This window comes from Methylotenera sp., assembly GCF_013141425.1.
GTDB lineage: Bacteria > Pseudomonadota > Gammaproteobacteria > Burkholderiales > Methylophilaceae > Methylotenera.
In genome coordinates, this window is sequence record NZ_JABFRA010000079.1 from 12,481 (window position 1) to 34,604 (window position 22,124).

A 22,124-nucleotide genomic window follows, 5' to 3' on the forward strand; every position below is an offset into this window, starting at 1 on the left:
TTGCCATTGCTATGCACAGTAATTTATTACTCGCTGAAGATATATTGCAAGAAGCATCGCCCATTTCCAATAGCGCATTACAGGCACCAGAAACTGCATCAGATCAAGAATCCAACAATATTACCTGGCCATTGTTGTCTGGTGAGAGTGTGCAAAGCCTAGCAAAACTGTTTTACCCAAAAAACAAAAGAATGCAGCGCTTGTTTATACGTAAAACTTTGCAGCTTAGCCAAGAGATTCGGCCAAATCTTAACGCTTATACCACGACCAATCAGGCCAGCCTGATTATCATCCCTCATATTAAAACACTGGCGAAGCATAGCGGTAAAATCAAGTCCGCGCGCCCTAAAAAGGCAAGCGTCAGTAAGCAGCCAAAATTGCACATGAGTTATGGCCTGAAGGATGCTGAAAAATACGCACTTAGCCCGCAAATGCAGGCCGATTATGAAGCGTTAGTGAAGAAAAACGAGCAACTCAAGCAAGATTTAGACAAGCTCAATGCGAAATTAGCTCATTTGCAGCAGGTGATGGTTGCGCTAAATGATGAAATAAAGCGTACTCCAATTGCACCCGTAACAACCTCAACCCCCATCGCTGAGGTGCCTGTGCCAACACAAGCACCTGCAGCAGTTGAACCGCCAAAACCAGCAGAATCTTTAGAACAAACGCAAAGCTCGGCGATTCAAACCCCAGCGATTAAAGAGGCGGATGTTAAAGAAATAAATGCACAGGCGTCTAATCCACAGGCCGCTAATGTTTTAGAGTCAGTTAAATCCGCTGCGCCAGAAGCCAAGCCTGCCGAGACTAATATCACAGTTGAGCCATCGGCTTCTTTCAAGCCACCTGTTGCACAAAGTCCAGCACCTAAACCAGCCGTTGTGCAGCTTGCAGTAGAAGACACAGCACAAGAATCAATTATTGCTAAGTATCTATTGGAAATCATTACCTTACTCATTGTGTTGGCTATTGCGCTCGTTATATTTTTGTACAGACGTAAGCAGGCTAAAACTTTCCGCTACTTTAGCTCAGACAGCTTGCAGCCAATGGATAAGAGTGAATTTGTTAGCACTTTTGAACCCGAAGAGGATAAAAAATCTTCAGTAGATGTAGTAGAGTTGACACAAACGCCGAGTGAGTTTTCTGCCAGTGCTATGGAAGGTGATTTAAACACCCTCATGGCAATGAAAAATAAAGAAGAAGGCGACATGGTGTTGGAGCAAGCCAAAATCTACGTCAACATTAATCGCGAGAGAGAAGCGATTATGTTGTTGAAATCGCAAATTCAAGCTGCACCGAAGGCTTCATTGCCCCATTGGTTAGCATTGTTAAACGTCTACCGCAAAACCAATCAAAAAGCCGAGTTTATGGATTATGCAAGGCAACTGCATCAAACCTTTAATGTGATGTTGCCAACATGGGATAGCGGGCCCTTGCCTATGGTAGTAGCCACAAGCCTAGAAGAATTTCCGCATATTATTGAGCAAGTGATTAAACTGTGGGCAGATTGTGACGCTGGTGAAGATCAACTCAAAGCAGCTAAATCTTATCTCAATACGCTATTAACGGATAACCGCGATAGCGAACGTGCAGGCTTCGGCTTAGACGTAATACAAGAGATTATGCTATTGCGAGATTTGCTGGATGTGCGTGAGAGGCTGGCGCGTGAAGAGTAAGTACTTTTGTTTTTAAAATTAAAAAATTATTTCATTATCACTGAAATTCTTCGACAAATAGGTCAAGCAATCTATTTACAACAGGTGCAATAGTCAATATCGCGATGAATACGATAGGCCATGCTGTAAAAAATGCAGTAAACCATTTCACCATAAAGCCAGTATGTCCTTCGAAATGCAAATAAATAATGATGCCAGACACTGTCAATGCGGCGCTTGCTGACATGATTAACGCAAATAAGAACATATGATAACGATAAGTAATTTTAATCGCCATATTTTTTAGCTCTAATCGTAATCAACGAGCCAATACAAGTTCAATCAGCTTACTGGGGTTATCCACAAAAGCAAAATGTCCAGTATTCGCAACAGTGTTGATTTTTACATCACCTAATTCTTTCGCAGTACGCTTACGTTCATCTAAAGTTGACCAATCATGTTGACCATATATGAGTTTAACTGGCGCTTTTACTGTGCTATATAAAGTGCGAGCCTTACTCCATGAATGCCACGCTGCAAAGGTGCTACGTTCAACATAACGGTAACCTTTGCGAAACCCCGTGTTGTTAAATTCGGTAAGTAATTGATTCGGCATCCATTGTCTTATTTGCAATCCGCCACGCAGAATAATGCCAAGCAATAATTTATTTTCAAGCTTAGCGAATACTGCCCCAAGAACAGGGATAGCGAAATGGCCAAGAATAAAGTTTGCAATGAAATTTCCACGACGCACGCCATCAGCATAACGTGTATCGTAGTCGTAAGTATTCGATGCAACTACTGCTTTGATGCGTTCTGGTAATGAGCTGGCAACGGTTAAGGCTAATACCGCCCCAATTGATTCGCCTACCAGAGTCACATTATGCAGATTGTATTTTTCAATAAAGGCAACGATAGCACCGCGGAAGTAAGGCTCATCATAATTGGCATTGGTATCAATTGATGAGTAACCATGACCAGGTAAATCTATTGCATAGACGGTGTAATGCTGCGCTAGCCTGGGAATGGCCTCTTCAAAATAATCTAATTGCGTGCGTATGGTATGTATTAAAATTAATGGCTGACCAACCCCCGCTTTTAAAAAGCGTAGCGTTCTGCCATCGCCTATTTGAAACTTGACCAATACCGCTTAAGACACGCATTTTTATATGCTCCTTCTATGATATTTGTTGGTGTGGTTCGGCTAGAATCTTACCAAGGCAAAGTCTCACCTTCGTGAAAGAAGCCACCACTCGGCCCGTCAGCATCTAAGGTCGCCAAGCGTGCACTTGTTTTGCTACTATCTGCAACTTCCATTGGCGCATTTGCGCCACCAAGCTCAGTTTTCACCCAACCAGGATGGGCTGAATTTACTTTAATATTGGTATCGCGTAGCTCATGCGCTAAATGTATGGTGTAGGAATTAAGCGCAGTTTTAGAGGCGTTGTACGCAAAAGCCTTTGCAGGATTGATGGGTGAATTGGGCATGCTATGCAAAGTTAGCGAACCTAATATGCTTGAGAGATTGACGATTCGACCTGCGCTAGATTTTTTAATCAATGGCAATAGCTTCTGGGTGAGTGCAATGACTGCAAAAAGGTTAGTTTGAAATGTTTTATGTAAGACATCTTCACTGATTAGGCTGCTATTATTGAATCCCATTAGCTGTTCCAAGCTGATGCCAGCATTGTTGACTAAGATATCCAACTTTCCATGATTTTTAGCTATATAGTCAAAAGCGCTATTAGCAGATTCCGCCTGATTTGCGTCGTACTGAATGACTTCTGCTTTATATCCAAGCGATTGAAGTTCATTTACTGCGACTTGGCCTTTTTCTATATCACGCGTTCCAAGAATCACAGTAATTCCGAGCTTGCCTAAACTTCTAGCTGTTTCAAAACCAATGCCACGATTTGCACCTGTAATGAATGCAATCTTTTCTGTTTGTTTTTCCATTTTCCATATTCCTTGAAGTCATAAAATTAAATTTTTATATTCATACCGAACGGTAAATAAATAATAAATGAGTTAAAATAATTTGTCAAATATATTTATACTAAATGGTACAATATTTACTTGTATAGAAAATAAACGCTTATGAATGAATCAGATAAAACAAAAGACCTTGTTAAACCACTTACAAAACCACGTGGTCGTCCATTGGGTTTTAAGCAAGATGAAGCGCTAGACAAAGCATTAGAAGTTTTTTGGTCGCATGGCTATGAGGGGACTTCTATGGCGGAGCTTACTGATGCACTTGGTATCAATAAGCCTAGCATTTATGCGGCTTTTGGAAATAAAGAGGCGTTGTTTCGTAAGGCGTTAGCGCGCTATACAGGGGGACCAGTTGCATTTGTGGGTGAAGCCATGAAAGCACCCACAGCACGCCAAACTGTTGAAAGATTATTAACAGGCGCCGCAGAATTTTTTAGTGACAAAAGTACGCCTAATGGTTGCATGATTGTGCAAGGCGCACTTACCTGCGGGCAGTCTTCACAGACTATTCAGCAAGAATTAATTGCTTACAGAAAAGGTTTTGAAGTAAATCTTTCTAAACGTTTTGAGCTAGCGAAACAACAAGGTGATTTACCACAACATGTAAATTCCCAACAGCTTGCAAAATATATAGCGACAATACATCAAGGCATGTCGATACAGGCAACTAGTGGCGCAACAAGAGAAGAATTACTTGCGATTGTTGAAATTGCACTGAAAAACTGGCCAGAAAGCTAGCAATTAGTTTAGTCACACAAATAACTTATCCAACATTAATGTGTATACTATTTCGCCCACCAATATAACTAATTAATCCAAAAATAATTCCAGCAGTTCATTTAAAAAGCGTTGGCCCAACAGAGTTGGTTGCAATTTGCCATTTTCTACCAGTAACAAACCTTTGCTTTGTGCATTTTTAATCGCCGATTCTAGCACTTGAATATTCAGGCCTGTGCGCTGTTGGAATAATGCGATTGGCACACCGTTAATTAAGCGTAGGGCATTCATAATAAACTCAAAGCCAAGTTCTTCTTGTGAGATGCTCCATTCGCGTTCGATAGCGTTGCCCTGCGAGGCTTTTTCCATATAGGCTCTTGGGTGTTTTGGGCGAGTCTCGCGGGTGATTTTGTTGTGATAGCTAAGCTTGCTATGTGCACCCGCACCGATGCCTAAATAATCGCCAAACTGCCAATAATTAATATTATGTTTTGCTTGTTTTCCCTTTTTTGCAAAGGCGGAAGTCTCGTAATGTATGTAGCCACCCTCTGCTAATAAGGTTTCAATGGCAATTTGCATGTCGCTACTCGTATCATCATCTGGTAGGCTAGGGGGTGTGCGGTAAAATGGCGTATTCGGCTCTAAGGTTAAATGGTAAAAAGATAAATGCGCAGGACCAAATCGTACGGCTGTTTGAGCATCTTGCAAGGCATCTTTTAAAGTTTGATTGGGCAAGCCGTACATGATGTCGCAATTGACTTGCTCGAAGTTGTTCATTGCAAGCTCAACCGCTGCAAAAGCTTGCTCGCTATCGTGAATGCGCCCCAAAGCTTTTAAATAATCCGTATTAAAACTTTGTATGCCGAGTGATAGGCGATTAACCCCAGCTTGTTTGTAGCCGACAAAGTTAGCGGCATCGACGGTGCCAGGATTAGCTTCTAGTGTAATTTCTGCATCAAATTCTAGTGGCGTTAGCATGCGCACCTGACTCAAAATGCGGTCTATCGATTCGGCAGAAAATAAGCTAGGCGTTCCGCCACCAAAAAATACGCTTTTAATTTTTCGCCCCCAAACTTTGGGCGTGGCAAGCTCTAAATCGGTGATGAGCGCATCGACATATGCTGCTTCTGGAATTTCGCCCAATTTATGTCTAATTTCATGTGAATTAAAGTCGCAATAAGGACATTTTTTGACGCACCATGGAATGTGAATGTACAGGGAAAGTGGTGGTGGGTTTGTGAGGCCAGATAAAGTTGCGGTACCTTCAAGAGGCGCAACAGCATTGATGGGCTTTGCGTTTAATATGGCCGCAGCTTTAATTTCAATTATTTTTTTTATAAGGGTTCACCAGTGCATCAACAAGGTGGTGCAGTGCTTCGCGCATCTGTGCCTCACTAACTTCCATCAATAAGCCATCTTCAAACGCATCTTGCGTGATCTGTCTAATCTCATCAAAGTTTTCGGCCATGACTTTAACTTTTTCCGTACACGAAACCACGGTTTTATCGTCGCGCAACCATTTTGGCCAAGCGGCTTTATGAGCGTTACTCATGGCTGAGTCGCTCCAGTTTTTGTAATAATTTTGCCATGGCATGACCGCGATGGCTAATACGGCATTTGATTTCCAGCGGCAATTCGGCAACGGTTTTACCAGTTTTGTCGTCTAAAAAAAGTGGATCGTAACCAAAGCCATCGTTGCCACGGTATTCAGTAAGAATTTCGCCGTGCCATTGCCCTTCTGCGATGATAGGTTCTGGGTCATGCTCATAGCGCACCAGTACCATCACACAGTAGAAATGGGCATGGCGATTTTTTTCACCAACAAGCACATTTAGCAATTTTTGATTGTTAGCTTCATCCTGCTCATCTTTTGGTAGGCTAGGGTCACCTGCGTATCTGGCCGAAAGCACGCCAGGTGTGCCTTGCAGGGCATCTACACACAAACCAGAATCATCGGCAAGCGCTGGCAAACCTGTATGTTTACTGGCATGGCGCGCTTTAGCGAGCGCATTTTCAATGAAAGTACAAAATGGTTCTTCGCACTCTGGTACGCTAAGCGCGCTTTGTGGGATGACTTCAATATCCAATGGCGAAAGAATGTGCTCGATTTCGCGCAACTTGCCTTTATTGCCGGTGGCGATAACGAGCTTGCTAAACATTTAACACCTCATTTTGTTTGGCAATGAGCTGCACAATGCCATGTGCTGCTAAATCTAGCATGGCGTTCATGGCCTCGCGGCTGAATGGTTCGCCTTCTGCTGTGCCTTGAATTTCCACAAACCCACCATCTGCGGTAAGAACGACGTTCATGTCGGTATCGCAGTCGGAATCTTCAATGTAGTCTAAATCCAGCACAGGTGTGCCTTTGTAAACACCTACGGAAATTGCCGCTACGCCTTGTTTTAATGGGCTTTGCGCAAGCTTGCCACTTTTTAGCAAGGTGGAAATTGCATCATGCAAGGCGACATAAGCACCCGTGATGCTGGCGGTGCGGGTGCCGCCATCGGCTTGAATCACGTCACAATCTAAATGAACACTACGTTCACCCAGTTTTTCTAAATCAATAATGGCACGTAATGAGCGACCAATTAAACGTTGAATCTCTTGCGTGCGGCCAGACTGTTTACCCTTTGAAGCTTCTCTATCCATGCGGCTGCCCGTTGAGCGTGGCAACATGCCGTATTCCGCCGTTACCCAACCTTGGCCCTTGCCTTTTAAAAAGCCGGGTACTTTTTCCTCGACACTAGCAGTGCAAAGCACATGCGTATCGCCAAATTTAACCAGCACGGAACCTTCAGCATGCTTGGTGTAATGGCGGATAATTTCTACATCGCGTAATTGGTTATGAGCACGTTGGCTTGGTCTAATGTTGTTACTTGCTGGCATACGGTAAATCCTGTTTTGTGAATGACTAATTTGACTTGGTTTATTTGCGATTGGTTTTTAATAGCGCACGTTGAATTTCTAAGATGGTATTTTCAATCTCATCGTCAGTTAAGTCTACTTCTGTTTGATCATCGGCAGTATTTTGCAGATTAGGGTGTGTAATCGGGTTCATAATGGTGGTGGTAGCGCCCATCGGCATGGTGATGGTAGAAACCGCTAGACCAGTACTTTGTTTATCGCCCCATTGTAAACCGATAGCGCTCATGTTGTCGCCTTGTTCTTGGCTGACTTTATCGGCCTGATTCAGCAATGCCGTAATGCCATCGGTGATGGATGGCTTATTGAGTATGTGTTTGATTTGGTCGTCGGAGACTGCACCCCAAACACCGTCAGTACACAATAAAATGGTATCACCTTCAAGCAGTTCTTGTCGGTCAGAAAGGTCAATCTTGGGTGGAACATCTCCGCCCAAGCAGCTAAACACTTTGTGGCGGTAAGGATGTGTCGACATGTCGCTTTTATTGATCATGCCTTTGTTGTACAAAGATTGCACAATCGAGTGGTCTTCGGTGCGATACAACAAATGGCCATCTCTAAAATGATATAACCGAGAGTCGCCAACATGCGCGCAGTATAGAAAACCGCGTTGTACCACTGCTGCAACAATTGTAGTGCGGGGAGACTCCAACATTTCACGCTCTTGTGTGAGCTGATCAATCATGTCATGTACTTGTTGAATATGCTCAATTAGAAATTTTGCTGGGGAGGATAAAGTCGGCACCGCCAAACGCTGAAATGCGTCCGTCATGGTGGTCACGGCAAGTTGCGCTGCAATTTCTCCATGCCGATGGCCCCCCATGCCATCTGCCACAACCAGCAACAGGGCATCTTTGCTGTATGAGTAGGCGAGTCGATCTTGATTATACTGGCGTGGGCCTTGCAGGCTATTTTGGTAAATAGTAAATTTCATGGTGATTTATTTAAGTTGCGTATGTTTATTCAGGGTCGGTTTATGTGGTGTTTGTTTTGATGGTGTTAGTTTGGTAGAGCTCGATTTTATGGTAATTGGTGTATTCAGTACATCGACAATCTTATTCACCAGCGTGGTTTTTCGCTTAGGTTCTGGCTTGGAATCTAGCAATGATTTTTGCAATGAAAACACGCTTTGCGGACGCTCAAGATAATCAAGACTTAAGCATTTATCGATTATTTCTAAAAGGCTTTGCGAGTAATTATCTTTACCTACCCTCACAGCAGGTATCAGCAAATCATTCTTAATACGCTGATTGGCCGCGGGCGGTGAGGTGCGTGTTAAGCAAGAGTACATGGTGGCCCCAATACTGTAAATATCGCTCCAAGGCCCCAGTAATTTTCTATCGTAATATTGCTCGGGTGAAGCAAAGCCTGGTGTGTAGCTGGGCGAGAATTTAGCCAGATTCTCACTAAGCGCTTGCCTTGCGGAGCCAAAATCGAGCAGCACGGGTGAGCCATCTAAACGTATGTAAATGTTGGCAGGTTTAATATCTAGGTGCAAAAGCTTGTGGGTATGCACCTCACGCAGGCCGTTGGCAAGCTCACTAAAAACGCGGCGGATAAACTGCTCAGAAACTAAAGTCGTTTGGCCTAAAATATATTCTTGTAGTGATTTACCGCGCTCGTACTGCATCACCATATAGACGGTTTCATTGGCGCGAAAAAAATTAAGCACGCGTACGATATTTTTATGGTCAATTTTGGCAAGCGCCAAGCCTTCATCAAAAAAACATTTCAGTCCACGCCTAAACAGCACAACATCATCTGCATTCGGTACCACGGTGGCGCTGTCGGTGCGTAAGGCGATGGAGGTTGGTAAATACTCTTTGATGGCAACGGTATTTTTGTCTTTATCACGCGCCAGATAGACAAAGCTAAACCCACCAGAGCTTAAGACTTTTCTAATTTCATAGTCTTGTAACTGGTAACCAGTGGGCAGTGCAAAATTCTCAGTAACTGACACTTTGTATCGGTTGGTGCTCTATCTGTTAGTTTTAATTGTGCCTCATCAAGCAAACGCTTGCTTCAAAACTTAGAGTGCATTCGGCAATATAGCGCGTAATCGATTGTAATTAAAGTTATTTATACTTTTTATTCATGTTTAATTTTGGCATTAAGTGGCTTGAATTTGATACCATGTAGCTATTCTGTTGGTTTAAATTAGGATTTTATAGCATGACATTCAGCATGACTGGCTTTGCAGCACTGGAACAACCCATCGATAATGCGACACTGATACTGGAGTTGCGAGCAGTAAACAGCCGTTATTTGGATTTGCATTTTAAATTGGATGAAAATTTAAGAAGCTTAGAGCCTACTATTCGTGAATTGATTACGGCACAACTGAGTCGCGGCAAAGTTGAATGTAAACTCAATTTAATTCAACGCGCACAAGCAAATCATGCACTACAGCTTGATGAAACTTTAATGCAACAATTGGCGGCGATGCAGGAAAAAGCACTGTTAAGTTTTCCACATGGTTGTCAATTAAGCATTGCTGATATTTTGCGCTGGCCAGGTGTGGTGATTAACGATGCGATTAGTACCGATAAGCTAGCGGAAGACGTAAAGAAGCTTGTCCAAAATGGTTTGCGTGATTTGAATGCCTCACGGTCACGTGAAGGTGAAAAACTAAAAGCCTTGATTTTGGATAGACTGAGTCAAATTGAAACTCTAGTGATAAAAGTAAAGCCGCTATTGCCAGCACTTACGAAAGAATATCAGATTAAACTTGAAAGCAAGCTGCAAGAAAGTCTGAAAAATATTGACCAAGAACGCATCGCGCAAGAATTGGTCTTGTTCGCACAACGCATTGATGTAGATGAAGAACTGACTCGCTTAACCGCGCATATCTCTGAAGTCAGGCGTATATTAAGCAGTGACGCACCCGCCGGAAAACGACTGGATTTTTTAATGCAAGAGTTGAATCGTGAGGCAAATACCTTAGGCTCAAAATCGGTTTCTGTGCAAACAACGCAGGTGTCAATGGAATTAAAGGTGCTGATTGAGCAAATGCGTGAGCAGATACAAAATGTGGAATAAAATTTAGCAGACTTAATGCGATGGATTCCGCTAAATTTATCGTAAAATAGGCACATGACTATAGGTAACTTATTTATTATCACCGCCGCTTCTGGCGCAGGCAAAACAAGCTTGATAAAAGCTTTGCTGGCCAAAGACGAACATTTAAAACTTTCAATTTCACACACAACGCGCAATCCTCGCCCCAGTGAAGTGAATGGCGTCGATTATCACTTTGTGGACGACGCTACATTTTTAAAAATGCTGGGTGAAGCGCAATTTTTGGAGAGTGCAGAAGTGCACGATGCACGCTATGGTACGTCACACTCAGCCATCAAGGCTCCCTTAGCAGCGGGCTTTGATATTGTATTAGAAATAGATTGGCAAGGCGCCGCCCAAGTGCGTCGATTGTATCCACGGGCAATCAGTATTTTTGTATTGCCGCCTTCTATTGAAGCCTTAGAACGTCGGCTTAACGGCCGAGGTCAGGACAGTGCTGAGGTGATTGCTAAGCGGGTTGCAGCGGCGCGCACTGAAATGCGCCACGTGGCAGAGTTCGATTATGTTACAATCAATGATGATTTTGACGTTGCCTTACAAGACATTAGCGCCATTATTCGCGCGCAACGGCTTGCAAGTTCAGTTCAACTGCAACGTTACGCAGGTTTGATTCAAACACTTACCTAGTAATTTATCTTAAAGCTTACTGTTCAGGGCTTTATTTTAGATACTTTAATGCTTTATACCCAATTTTTGTAAGCCTTTTAATTTTTAGCTAAAACAGGAAACCCTATCATGGCACGAATTACTGTAGATGATTGCTTAGACCAAATCCCAAATCGTTTTCAACTGACACTAGTCGCAGCTTACCGAGCGCGCCAACTGCATAACGGTGCTGAACCACTTATCAATACACAAGGTTTGCGTGACAAGTCAACGGTATTGGCATTACGTGAGATTGCAGCGGGTAAAATTGGCGTAGAAATCTTAAATCGTACGCACTCATAAGTTTTATAAGTCAGATTTTACAAGTTAAATACATCCGTTATTAGATTGTAAGCAGTGAAGGCCCGATGCAAAAAACCGCACCAAATACTCACGCGGATTCACCAAAGCCTAATTCGGCGCAATTAGGCTCGGCCCCTTTGCTACCTGCGGATAGCGAAGAGTCAGCCCTCAGTATTCGTCTTAAGCAATACCTAAAACCTCAGGATGTAGAGCAAGTTTGGAGTGCTTATCGGTTCGCCTTTCAGGCCCATGAGGGTGTCGTACGCAAAACGGGTGAGCCTTACATTTCACATCCGGTCTCAGTAGCCTGTGTATTGGCTGATTTGCATATGGATGTGCCAACTATATTAGCCGCCTTATTGCATGATGTGGTGGAAGATACCGACGTAACAACGCAAGAAATTTCAGAAAAATTTGGTCCGCAAGTGGCCGAACTGGTAGACGGCGTAACCAAGCTGGATAAAATCGAGTTTCAAAGCGCCAGTGTGGCGCAGGCAGAAAATTTCAGAAAAATGCTGCTCGCCATGTCGCAAGATGTGCGCGTCATTTTGGTGAAATTGGCAGACCGTTTGCATAATATGCAAACGCTAGAGGCAATGAAGCCAGAAAAACAAAAACTCATCGCGCAAGAAACGCTAGAAATCTATGCGCCGATTGCTAATCGCCTAGGTTTAAATGATATTTACCAAGCGCTGGAAGATTTAAGTTTTCAATATCTATACCCCATGCGATACCGCGCTATCTCTAAAGCCATATTGGCGGCAAGAGGAAACCGCAAAGAAGTTATCAGCAAAATACTCGATTCAATTAAGCAGCAATTGCTTACCTTGAATATTGAAGCAGAAGTGTCTGGACGCGAAAAGCATCTTTACAGTATTTACAAGAAGATGAGTGGTAAAACGACGACGTTCTCGCAAATTTACGACATTTATGGCTTTAGAGTGGTAGTTAAAGATTTGCCCAGCTGTTATTTGGCTTTGGGTGCATTACATGGGCTTTATAAGCCTATTCCAAGTAAATTCAAAGATTATATTGCTATACCCAAAGCCAATGGCTACCAATCGTTGCATACCACTTTATTTGGTCCGTTCGGTACGCCAATCGAAGTGCAAATTCGCAGCACGGAAATGCACAATATTGCAGATGCTGGCGTGGCTGCGCACTGGTTATACAAATCCAGTGATGCTCAATTAACCGCCTTGCAACAACAAACGCATCAATGGCTGCAGCGCTTGCTAGAAATTCAAAGTGAGAGTTCCGATTCGCTGGATTTTCTTGAGCACCTTAAAATTGATCTGTTTCCAGATGAAGTTTATGTATTCACGCCAAAGGGGACGATTTTGGCTTTGCCTAAAGGAGCCACTGCGGTTGATTTTGCCTATGCGGTGCATTCTGATATTGGCAATAGTTGTGTGGCGGTGCGCATCAATCATGAATTAGCGCCGCTGCGCACAGAGTTGCATAATGGTGACCATGTTGAAATTATCACGGGTTCACTGGCTAAACCTAACCCGGCTTGGTTAAATTACGTAGTGACTGGGCGTGCTAGGGCGCATATTCGCCATTTCTTAAAATCACAAAAATCGATGGAATCGGCACAGCTAGGTGAGCGCATGCTTAATCAGGCTTTGCGTGCTTTGCACGTGGAGCCGAACCAAATTACCGATCAGCAATGGCAAAAACTCATACGCGATTATGGTTTGAAAAAGAAATCAGAAATCTTGACGGATATTGGTTTAGGCAAACGTCAAAATGTAATGGTGGCGCATCAATTGTTAGCGTTGGGTGAGGTGCAAGAAGAACCATCAGAAGGCACGCTAGGCAAGTTCTTTGGCAAAATTTTTGGAAAATCAACCAAGAAACCGTTAGATACCATCACCATCCGCGGTTCAGAGGGCATGGCGGTGCAATTTGCACAATGTTGTAGACCAATTCCGGGCGACCCTATTTTAGGGTTTATCAATAAAGATAAAGGCTTGGTGGTGCACACTCACGATTGCCCCGCAATACGCAAATTCCGCTTAGATCCAGACAAATGGCTGGATGTAGAATGGGAGCCTGAAAATCAGCGTTTGTATAAAACCAATCTAAATTTAACGGTGGCCAATCAGCCTGGCATGCTGGCTAAAATCGCCTCGGGCATTGCCGATGCAGGTTCTAATATTGATAATGTGAGCGTTGAAGAAGAAGACGGTAGCGCCTATGCAAATCTATACTTTACCGTGCAAGTGAGAGACCGCGTGCATTTGGCTGAGTTAATGCGAGGTTTACGTAAGATACCAGATGTGGTGCGCATTAATAGAGCCAAAGGTAATACCACTGGCAATGGCACAAAGAAAACTTCTCAATAAGCTGCAGCTTATCTAGTAATCAGTTTAACTTGTGGCAAATCTCTCTGAAATAAAGTCATTCAGCAAGCCTTTACTTGCAAATCTAAATAAACTGGGTATTCACACTGTTCAGGCTTTGCTTCTGCACCTTCCCCTCCGTTATATAGACGAAACACACATGACTTTGGTACGTGACTTGCGGTTAGGCGAACCTGCGCAGGTAGAGGGTGAAATCATTCATGCAGAAGTCAGTTATAAGCCACGCAAAGCGTTAATTGCCAGACTTGAAGATGCAAGTGGGCAGCTGACATTACGTTTTTTGCATTTTTACCCAAGTCAAATTGCTGCACTTAAAGTGGGTAACAAGTTGCGCGTTTACGGCGAAGTACGCAATGGTTTTTTTGGTTACGAGATGGTGCATCCTACCTGTAAAACAATAGGCGAAAAGACCACGGTCGCTGAAACTTTAACCCCAATCTATCCGACAATTGCAGGGCTTACGCAGGCGAGCTTGCGTAAAGCCATCGCTGTTGCTTTGAATCAAAACATACTGGGTGAAACATTGCCATCAAGTGTGTATCAGCAGTTTCACTTTCCAAGTTTTGCCGCAAGTTTAAAAGCCTTACATAACCCAGCGCCAGATGCTGATTTACAAGGCTTAGAAGATAAAACCACCCCAGAATGGCAACGGCTTGTTTTTGATGAATTGCTTGCCCAGCAACTTTCCATGCGCAAACATTATGCGCGCCGACGCAGTGTTGATGCGCCGCAGTTTCAGCAATCCAAACAGTTAGTTTCTGCCTTACTCAAAAGCCTGCCGTTTGCTTTAACACAAGCGCAGCAAAAAGTTGCCTTAGAAATTCAGAGCGATTTAACACAACCGCATCCTATGCAACGTTTATTGCAGGGTGACGTGGGTAGCGGTAAAACCATCGTCGCGTGTATGGCGGCATTGCAAAGTATCGAAAGCGGCTGGCAAGTGGCGCTGATGGCGCCTACCGAAATTTTGGCAGAACAGCATTTTCGCAAAATGATAAGCTGGCTAAACCCACTGAATATTCAGATTGCCTGGCTCACCGGTAGCCAACCTAAAAAAGACCGGGAAGCCGCTTTGCAATCCATTGCAGATGGAACCGCGCAGCTCGTGGTTGGCACGCACGCCCTTTTTCAAGAAGCGGTGCAGTTTAAAAAACTAGGCTTAGCCATTATTGATGAGCAACATCGCTTTGGTGTGCAGCAACGTTTGGCCTTACGACAAAAAGGTCAGCCAGAGCCGCATCAACTAATGATGACTGCTACGCCGATTCCACGCACTTTATCCATGAGTTATTACGCCGATTTAGATGTTTCGGTAATAGATGAGTTGCCCCCTGGCCGCACACCAATTGTGACCAAGTTAATCTCCGACGTTCGCCGAGATGAAATTCTGCAACGCGTGCGCGAAGCCTGTGCGCTAGGCAACCAAGCCTATTGGGTTTGCCCGTTGATTGAAGAGTCGGAAGCTTTGCAATTAGCAACGGCTAACGACACTTACGCGCTAATGCAAAACGAATTTCCTGAATTAAATATAGGGCTAGTGCATGGCCGCATGAAGCCAGCCGAAAAACAGGCCGTGATGGCAGCCTTCAGCGCGGGTGAAACGCAATTGCTAGTGGCAACCACGGTGATTGAGGTTGGCGTAGACGTGCCCAATGCCAGTTTAATGGTCATAGAACACGCCGAACGCATGGGGCTGAGTCAACTGCATCAGTTACGAGGGCGCGTAGGCCGTGGCGCCGCAAAAAGTACCTGCATCCTACTTTATCAAAACAAGCTTTCAGAAACAGCAAGAGCGCGACTAAAAGTGATTTATGAAAGTAACGATGGCTTCGCTATTGCCCAAGCTGACCTGAACTTACGCGGCCCAGGTGAATTTTTAGGCGTGCGGCAAAGTGGTGTACCGATGCTAAAAATCGCTGACTTGAATCGGGATGTGGATTTGTTGAATGCGGCTAAAAACATGGCAGATAGTTTGATTCAGCAATATCCATCTGCGGTGGAGCAGCATTTACAGCGATGGATGGGCCGTGCCGATGAATTGGTTAAGGTTTAGTGCTAAAAACACCTGCCCTGCGACCCGCATGGATACAAGGTGAATCAAACTCATAGAGTGAGTTTGAGAGAAGGTGCCCTGGGATATTGGCTCGCAGGGCATCTCATTTATGCGATAATTCTCACGTGAAAATCAAACAAAACCCGATAAGCCCACGTCTGCGCTGGCTAAATAAGCCTATTCAAGCAAACCAAGTGCAATCTTGGTTGATTGACAATGGTTCGCTCACGGCACTTTTGCAACATCGTTATAAAAATTTTGCTGTAATACCGCTTGCCGTCAACTACGCTAAACCCATTCAAGATGAAGCGGTTTTGCTGCATCAAGCAAGCTATAAAACCGCTTTAATACGTGAAGTGTTACTCATGGGTGACAATCAGTCAGTCGTGTTTGCGCATAGCGTGCTACCTAGAGCTAGTCTGCGAGGCGCATGGAATGGACTTGGCAGACTAGGCAATAAACCGCTTGGGGCGACATTGTTTGCAAATCCAAAAGTAAAGCGTACGTCATTAAGTTTTAAAAAACTCACGCCAAACCACGCGCTTTACAAACACGCAACCCAGCATTTAACGCAAAAGTCTGAGGTGAAGAAACCCAGTTACTTATGGGCGCGGCGTTCTATTTTCAGTTTAAATTGCGCTAATATTATGGTGACTGAGGTGTTTTTACCTCAACTGCTACTTGAAGATGCGGTGCAAAATTAAACGCCCCGTTATTCTGGCCTAAGCGGGAATGACGAGGGAGAGTTAGGCATTTACTTATGAATATACAAAACATCACTAATAAACTAGATGCCTATGAGCGCTTAATGCGTTTAGATAAGCCAATCGGTATTTTATTGCTGCTATGGCCAACGCTATGGGCGTTACTGATCGCTGGCCACGGCAAGCCCGACTGGATTATTGTCTTAATATTTGTCACAGGCACGGTGTTGATGCGTAGCGCGGGTTGCGTAATGAATGATATTGCAGATAGCAAATTTGATGGCTTAGTGGAACGCACAAAAAATCGCCCCTTAGCAACGCAGGAAGTGAGCAAAAAAGAGGCTTATATTTTGACGCTAGTGCTGAGTTTTGTGGCGTTTGGCTTGGTGTGTACGCTGAATGCGCTGACCATTAAATTATCTTTCATAGCTTTGTTGTTGGCGGCTACTTATCCATTAACCAAACGTTTTTTTGTAATTCCACAGGCCTATTTGGGCATTGCTTTTGGTGCTGGTATTCCCATGGCGTTTGCCGCAATTACAGGGGAAATTCCGACAGAGGCTTGGATTTTGTTGTTGGCGAATGTGTTTTGGGCGATTGCGTATGATACCGAATATGCCATAGTAGACCGTGATGATGATTTAAAGATTGGTATTAAATCTTCAGCGATTACCTTTGGTCGGTTTGATGTATTGGCTGTAATGGCTTGTTATGCCATTACATTATTGTTACTGGCGATTGTAGGCGCTCGGCTCGCATTCAGCTATGCCTATTATGGCGGGCTCATTATTGCCGCAACAATAGCGGCATTTGATTATTATTTGATTCAGACGCGTAATAAAGCTAAATGCTTCCAAGCTTTTTTACACAACACTTGGTTTGGTTTTGTAGTGTTTGCGGGTTTAGCTACACAATATTTAATTCAGTACAATTCTTGATTATTTATCTTTTTTAGGACTTATTTCAGGCAAATCCCACTCAATTTCATTTGATTCAGTTGCCTTGTTAGCGATGGGTTTTGCCTTCGTTTTAGCTTTTGGTTTGCTTTGAACAGAGTTCTCTTTTTGGTCTTTTTTTGTTGTATCTTCAGCCGCCCTCTGTTCGATTGGCGTATTTTCGAACGGAAAATCGAGCGAGAACTCTAGATCTATATTTTTATCAGTCGCTTTTTTTGTAGTGGCATATTCAACTTTTTCAGCAGGAATGCTGAAGTCAATTTCTTGTACTTTAAAGCTGTTATCAAACCCAGTGCTAGCAATTTCAGGGTTGGCAGGCTGTGGCGAAAGATTAAATGCGGGTGCAGTAACTTCGTCATCTTCAATCACGCTGACTTCATAAGCGCTGTCACCTAGATAAGGTGCAGCTTCGATGTCAAAGCTAGCCTTGGTCACCTCTTTTTTAAATGCAACTGGTTGGCTACTTGAGCCTGATGATTCAAGTTTAGGCGCCACTTCAAATTCTAAAGTGTTATCAATCAGGCTATTTTTTTGTACAGTTTCTGCACTGTTAAATTCATCGCTTATGTCAGCCGCATCTACAGGGTCAATGTCAGAAAATAAGGCATCATTAAAAACAGTATTCGCGATCGAGGGATTCGTGACGGTAGGAGAATTGGAAGTTGTTTTATAGACAGAAGGATTTGCGTATTCCAGATTTTTAGCAATATTCTTTAAGAAAAATAAATCTTCAAAAGCCCCTTGGTTCAAGCCTTCTCTAGGTTGCGAGCGTTTGTTGTTAATTAAATCGTTAAGAAAACCTACGGCGTAAGGTGAGCCCCACACGCCTTCTAAACGAGTGATGATATGCGGGTAATCTTCAATGGATGAATCGTCTTTTTCGGAGGTGCTACCAAACTTGGCGGCTTTAATATTGAAGTGCTTGTTGCACTCCACAACAGCCGCATCATATTCAGCTTCTGTGCCTTCGTGAGAGATAAGATTGAGTAATTTAAGCCAGACAGCAGGGGATTCAGCGGGTGAATCACTGAGATGATTTTGCAGTAATTGAATGGCTAGCGCTGGCCGGCCATGCTCAATGAATACATCTGCATCGTCAATAATGCTGACATGCTCTTCTTTTTCAGGAGGCGCGGTGTTTTTGTTTGCAGAAATATCCGATTGACTTGTTACTAGGGAATAACTGGAGTTAGAGAAGGCAGAAGCTTCTTCGGCGTCCTCTTCAAGTAAATTTTCTGAGGTTTTGGAAAATAATTTGGATTGATTGGAATCTGAAGTTGGTTTATCCACATCAAATCGTTTGGTTTCAAACCAGGAGTCTTGATCGTTGGCTCGTCTATTGGTTAATTTGCGGCGTAAGAATTCCGCAGCAATTAAGCTTAAAAGTATACCTAGTCCGATTTCAAAAATTAGCAACCAGTCAGTTTTGGCGTTTTCCGATTTTGCTTTTTCAGCATCTGATAAAAGTTGAGCATTTCGCGTTTGTAATGTGGCAATTTGTTTTTCCAGATGTGACAAACGGTTTGCCATGACGGTGACTTCATCTAGCGCATCAGTCGTAGCTGTAGGCGCAAAATCAGCTTCTGGCCGGGAGAAATCAATTTCAGTAGCAAGGCGTAAAGAGAGGTTCTGTTTATCGGCGTTGGATTTTGCGCTACCACCGGAAATTACTAAAAAAGGTTTATCGCTTGCTGCCTTTTTAATTCCAGTTTGGCTGGTTTTATTTTCCGCGGCATGATTTTCAGAAAGTGCATTGCTGCTTACGTATGCAGCGCTGACATTTTGCTTGCCCGTGTAAGCCTCTAGTAATTTTTTATCGATTGCTGAAAGGCTGGCGGCGTTCTTTTTTTTAGGGCGCTTTTTTGATTTTGGTTTTTCGGGGCTGTTGGCAATTGTTTGCAAATTAGCATTATCATTAACAATACCAGCAGGTTCTTTTGCAGCATTATTAGCATCAATAGTTTTATTTTCGCTACTAGTCAGCGGTGCTGGGTCGAGCAGTAAAACGTATTCACGACTTAAATTAGGTTCGCAGTGAAAAGTTACATTTAAATTAATAATTGGTTCAGCAATCACATCTGAACTGGTAATAGTAAGCTGGTGTTTATCATTAACATGTTTTAGTGTGACTTTTGCTTTTCTCAGCGCAGGCACATCTGCCGTATCTTGGGCACTAAAACAACTGGATTCAATGGGCGGCTCAAGATCAATCACATCAATCGTGACAAGAAAGCGCTCTCCGAGATTGGATTTAAGTTGGGCATCGCCTAAGCCTAAGGCAAAACTTAAGTTTGCATAAAACAAAAATGATAAAAGTACGAAAAATCTCAATTTAATCTTTATTCCAAATGAAGGCCAATTTTAATGCAGAATCTGCTCGATATTTAGGCGTATCTAAAATCAATTATGCAATATAGAAAGAATAACTTTTCATATTATCTTGAATTAACTTTCATTATCCTAGCATAACTCCTGTAAAACTATATACTAATGGCGGTGTAAGCACCCAAAAGGGTTACAATTGTTTACTTGTGTGGCTAGTTCGATAAGGTAAATAAATGTTATTTAACTAAGAATATTAGAAAGCCTAGAACAATAATCTTAATTTTTGATAAATTTCGTCCGTATACGCAACATATTGTTTGACAAAGTACTAAGCTTCAGCATAAAATCCGCCTCTTAATTTTTTTAGCTCACAGTATTGGTAACACGATGAAAACCTTTTCAGCAAAATCACATGAAGTGAAGCGCGATTGGTTTGTGGTTGATGCCACAGACTTAGTTCTAGGCCGTTTAGCTAGCGCAGTTGCACACCGTTTACGCGGTAAACATAAAACTATTTACACACCTCACGTTGATACAGGTGATTATATTGTCGTGATTAACGCCGACAAGTTAAAAGTGACTGGTAACAAAGCTGACGGTAAGCTTTACCACAGTCACTCTGGCTATCCAGGTGGTATCAGCACAACAACGTTCTCTAAGATGCAAGACAAGTTTCCAGGTCGCGCATTAGAGAAAGCTGTAAAAGGTATGTTGCCTAAAGGTCCTTTAGGTTATGCAATGATTAAAAAAATGAAAGTTTATGCTGGCGATAAGCATGAACATGCGGCACAACAACCGCAACCATTGAAAATCTAAGGGTACAAAAGATGATCGGTAAATATAATTATGGTACAGGCCGCCGCAAAAGTTCAGTAGCGCGCGTGTTTTTGAAATCAGGTAAAGGCAACATCGTAGTTAACGACAAGCCCGTTGATGAATATTTTTCACGTGTAACTGCACGTATGATTTTGCGTCAGCCATTAGAATTAACCAATAACCTGACTAGTTTTGATATTTTAGTAAACGTAATTGGTGGTGGTGAATCTGGTCAAGCAGGTGCGGTGCGTCATGGCATTACACGTGCATTGATTGACTTTGATGCAAACTTGAAAAGTGCATTGTCACACGCTGGTTTCGTTACTCGTGATGCACGTGAAGTGGAACGTAAAAAAGTTGGTTTACGTAAAGCGCGTCGCCGTAAGCAATTCTCTAAACGCTAAGCTTTTAATAAGTTTTGGGCGGTTGAGTATGAAAAGGTCGCTTTTGCGGCCTTTTTTGTTTTGGTGTTTGCATGCGGTTTTGTTATGCTAAGTTTGTTATGATGCTCGAATGAGTGATAAAAAATTGACGAATAAAAAATTAAAAGTGGGTATTGTAGGCGGTACTGGTTACACAGGTGTAGAGCTATTGCGTCTGTTGAGTATGCATCCTAATGTTGCGTTAACTGCAATTACCTCTCGCGGTGAAGCGGGTATGCCTGTAGCGGAAATGTTTCCCAGCTTACGTGCTTATGTCGATTTAAATTTTACCGATCCAGCACAGGCAAATCTAACTGTGTGCGATGTTGTATTTTTTGCGACACCACATGGCGTAGCCATGAGTCAAGCGGAAGTATTATTGGCATCTAACGTGAAGGTGATCGATTTAGCCGCCGATTTTCGTTTGCAAGATATAACTATTTTTGAAAAATGGTACAAACTCTCACATAGCTGCCCAGCAATTCTGAGTGATGCGGTTTATGGAATTCCAGAACTTTATCGTGAGCAGATTAAATCCGCAAAAGTGATTGGCAATCCAGGCTGTTACCCAACCACTGTATTGCTCGGCCTGGCGCCACTGTTAGAGGAGGGCTTAATCGATTTTTCTGCACCCATCGTAGCGGATGCTAAATCTGGAGTTTCAGGCGCAGGTAGGAAAGCGGAAGTCGCAACTTTGTTTGCCGAAGCCAGCGACAACATGAAAGCCTATGCTGTAGCTGGACACCGCCATCACCCTGAGATCCATGCCCAGCTAACCAAGCTGGCAGGTACAGAGGTGCAGTTTATATTTGTGCCGCATTTGATACCAATGATACGCGGCATGTTGTCAACGATTTACGTTAAACTGTCTGATAAGGCGAAAGGCCTCGATTTGCAAGCGCTGTATGAGCAGCGTTATCAGCATGAGCGTTTTGTCGATGTGTTACCAGCTGGAGTTTTGCCAGAAACGCGCTCAGTACGCGGTTCGAATCAAATAAGAATTGCGCTTCATAAACAAGGTGATACTGGTTATTTAACCTTAATTGTGGTGCAAGATAACCTTGTGAAAGGCGCAGCCGGGCAAGCGGTTCAAAATATGAACATCATGTTCGATTTTCCAGAAAATACTGGTTTAGAAGTTGTGCCATTGTTACCATAACGTGGTCA

General features: G+C 43.2%; 22 protein-coding genes. 12 read left to right on the forward strand and 10 right to left on the reverse strand.

What is annotated here, in order from left to right; translation table 11 throughout:
• Positions 1–11: 11 nt before the first annotated feature.
• Positions 12–1,673 carry a hypothetical protein gene (locus HOO90_RS07205; protein WP_292841483.1) on the forward strand — a complete coding sequence of 554 codons (1,662 nt, stop codon included), beginning with the start codon at positions 12–14 and terminating at the stop codon, positions 1,671–1,673.
• 37 nt (positions 1,674–1,710) lie between these two features.
• Here HOO90_RS07205 and HOO90_RS07210 read toward each other — a convergent pair whose 3' ends face one another.
• The 3 genes from HOO90_RS07210 to HOO90_RS07220 all read right to left on the reverse strand — a co-directional run bounded on the left by HOO90_RS07210 (position 1,711) and on the right by HOO90_RS07220 (position 3,608).
• On the reverse strand, positions 1,711–1,950 hold the full coding sequence (locus HOO90_RS07210) for a DUF2798 domain-containing protein (RefSeq protein ID WP_292841486.1): 240 nt from the start codon (positions 1,948–1,950) through the stop codon (positions 1,711–1,713).
• A gap of 21 nt (positions 1,951–1,971) precedes the next feature.
• Positions 1,972–2,796, reverse strand: a complete 825-nt coding sequence (locus tag HOO90_RS07215) for an alpha/beta hydrolase (protein WP_292841489.1) — start codon at positions 2,794–2,796, stop codon at positions 1,972–1,974.
• A gap of 68 nt (positions 2,797–2,864) precedes the next feature.
• Entirely contained in the window at positions 2,865–3,608 is a 744-nt protein-coding gene (locus tag HOO90_RS07220) for an SDR family oxidoreductase (protein ID WP_292841492.1), read from the reverse strand.
• Between the two features lie 141 nt (positions 3,609–3,749).
• Between HOO90_RS07220 and HOO90_RS07225 the strand changes: the two genes are divergently transcribed.
• Positions 3,750–4,385, forward strand: a complete 636-nt coding sequence (locus HOO90_RS07225) for a TetR/AcrR family transcriptional regulator (RefSeq protein WP_292841495.1) — start codon at positions 3,750–3,752, stop codon at positions 4,383–4,385.
• Between the two features lie 72 nt (positions 4,386–4,457).
• On the opposite strand, the gene hemW is transcribed toward HOO90_RS07225, so the two are convergent.
• Genes hemW through HOO90_RS07255 form a run of 6 tightly spaced genes read right to left on the reverse strand, consistent with a single transcriptional unit; the run spans position 4,458 to position 9,246 of the window.
• Entirely contained in the window at positions 4,458–5,669 is a 1,212-nt protein-coding gene (hemW, locus tag HOO90_RS07230) for a radical SAM family heme chaperone HemW (protein WP_292841563.1), read from the reverse strand.
• Between the two features lie 16 nt (positions 5,670–5,685).
• Positions 5,686–5,916, reverse strand: coding sequence for a hypothetical protein (locus HOO90_RS07235; protein WP_292841498.1), 231 nt, complete (start codon positions 5,914–5,916; stop codon positions 5,686–5,688).
• Positions 5,909–6,523, reverse strand: a complete 615-nt coding sequence (gene rdgB / locus HOO90_RS07240; protein WP_292841501.1) for an RdgB/HAM1 family non-canonical purine NTP pyrophosphatase — start codon at positions 6,521–6,523, stop codon at positions 5,909–5,911. Before rdgB ends, HOO90_RS07235 begins: the two co-directional genes overlap by 8 nt.
• Positions 6,516–7,250, reverse strand: coding sequence for a ribonuclease PH (rph, locus tag HOO90_RS07245; RefSeq protein ID WP_292841504.1), 735 nt, complete (start codon positions 7,248–7,250; stop codon positions 6,516–6,518). Before rph ends, rdgB begins: the two co-directional genes overlap by 8 nt.
• Before the next feature lie 40 nt (positions 7,251–7,290).
• Positions 7,291–8,220 (reverse strand): protein phosphatase 2C domain-containing protein, encoded by a 930-nt coding sequence (locus HOO90_RS07250; RefSeq protein WP_292841507.1) that lies wholly within the window; start codon positions 8,218–8,220, stop codon positions 7,291–7,293.
• A 6-nt stretch (positions 8,221–8,226) separates the two neighbouring features.
• Entirely contained in the window at positions 8,227–9,246 is a 1,020-nt protein-coding gene (locus HOO90_RS07255) for a serine/threonine-protein kinase (protein ID WP_292841509.1), read from the reverse strand.
• A gap of 212 nt (positions 9,247–9,458) precedes the next feature.
• Here HOO90_RS07255 and HOO90_RS07260 point away from each other — a divergent pair, with 212 nt between their 5' ends.
• The 7 genes from HOO90_RS07260 (at position 9,459) to ubiA (ending at position 17,376) form a co-directional block, all read left to right on the forward strand.
• Complete coding sequence (locus HOO90_RS07260; protein ID WP_292841511.1) at positions 9,459–10,325, forward strand: YicC/YloC family endoribonuclease; 867 nt, start codon at positions 9,459–9,461, stop codon at positions 10,323–10,325.
• Positions 10,326–10,379: 54 nt separating this feature from the next.
• A complete protein-coding gene (gene gmk / locus HOO90_RS07265) occupies positions 10,380–10,991 on the forward strand; it encodes a guanylate kinase (protein ID WP_292841514.1) in 612 nt (203 codons plus the stop codon).
• Positions 10,992–11,099: 108 nt separating this feature from the next.
• On the forward strand, positions 11,100–11,312 hold the full coding sequence (rpoZ, locus tag HOO90_RS07270) for a DNA-directed RNA polymerase subunit omega (RefSeq protein ID WP_292841517.1): 213 nt from the start codon (positions 11,100–11,102) through the stop codon (positions 11,310–11,312).
• A gap of 65 nt (positions 11,313–11,377) precedes the next feature.
• Positions 11,378–13,663, forward strand: coding sequence for a bifunctional (p)ppGpp synthetase/guanosine-3',5'-bis(diphosphate) 3'-pyrophosphohydrolase (locus HOO90_RS07275; RefSeq protein ID WP_292841520.1), 2,286 nt, complete (start codon positions 11,378–11,380; stop codon positions 13,661–13,663).
• 31 nt (positions 13,664–13,694) lie between these two features.
• On the forward strand, positions 13,695–15,734 hold the full coding sequence (gene recG / locus HOO90_RS07280) for an ATP-dependent DNA helicase RecG (protein ID WP_292841523.1): 2,040 nt from the start codon (positions 13,695–13,697) through the stop codon (positions 15,732–15,734).
• Between the two features lie 125 nt (positions 15,735–15,859).
• Positions 15,860–16,438: a chorismate lyase gene (locus HOO90_RS07285; RefSeq protein ID WP_292841526.1), complete on the forward strand. Its 579-nt coding sequence runs from the start codon at positions 15,860–15,862 to the stop codon at positions 16,436–16,438.
• Between the two features lie 56 nt (positions 16,439–16,494).
• Complete coding sequence (gene ubiA / locus HOO90_RS07290) at positions 16,495–17,376, forward strand: 4-hydroxybenzoate octaprenyltransferase (RefSeq protein ID WP_292841528.1); 882 nt, start codon at positions 16,495–16,497, stop codon at positions 17,374–17,376.
• Here ubiA and HOO90_RS07295 read toward each other — a convergent pair whose 3' ends face one another.
• Entirely contained in the window at positions 17,377–19,725 is a 2,349-nt protein-coding gene (locus HOO90_RS07295) for a hypothetical protein (RefSeq protein ID WP_292841531.1), read from the reverse strand.
• A 381-nt stretch (positions 19,726–20,106) separates the two neighbouring features.
• On the opposite strand from HOO90_RS07295, the gene rplM reads away from it, so the two are divergent.
• The 3 genes from rplM to argC all read left to right on the forward strand — a co-directional run bounded on the left by rplM (position 20,107) and on the right by argC (position 22,116).
• On the forward strand, positions 20,107–20,535 hold the full coding sequence (gene rplM / locus HOO90_RS07300) for a 50S ribosomal protein L13 (RefSeq protein ID WP_292841534.1): 429 nt from the start codon (positions 20,107–20,109) through the stop codon (positions 20,533–20,535).
• A gap of 11 nt (positions 20,536–20,546) precedes the next feature.
• On the forward strand, positions 20,547–20,939 hold the full coding sequence (rpsI, locus tag HOO90_RS07305) for a 30S ribosomal protein S9 (RefSeq protein WP_292841537.1): 393 nt from the start codon (positions 20,547–20,549) through the stop codon (positions 20,937–20,939).
• 109 nt (positions 20,940–21,048) lie between these two features.
• Entirely contained in the window at positions 21,049–22,116 is a 1,068-nt protein-coding gene (argC, locus tag HOO90_RS07310) for an N-acetyl-gamma-glutamyl-phosphate reductase (protein ID WP_292841540.1), read from the forward strand.
• Positions 22,117–22,124: the final 8 nt, after the last annotated feature.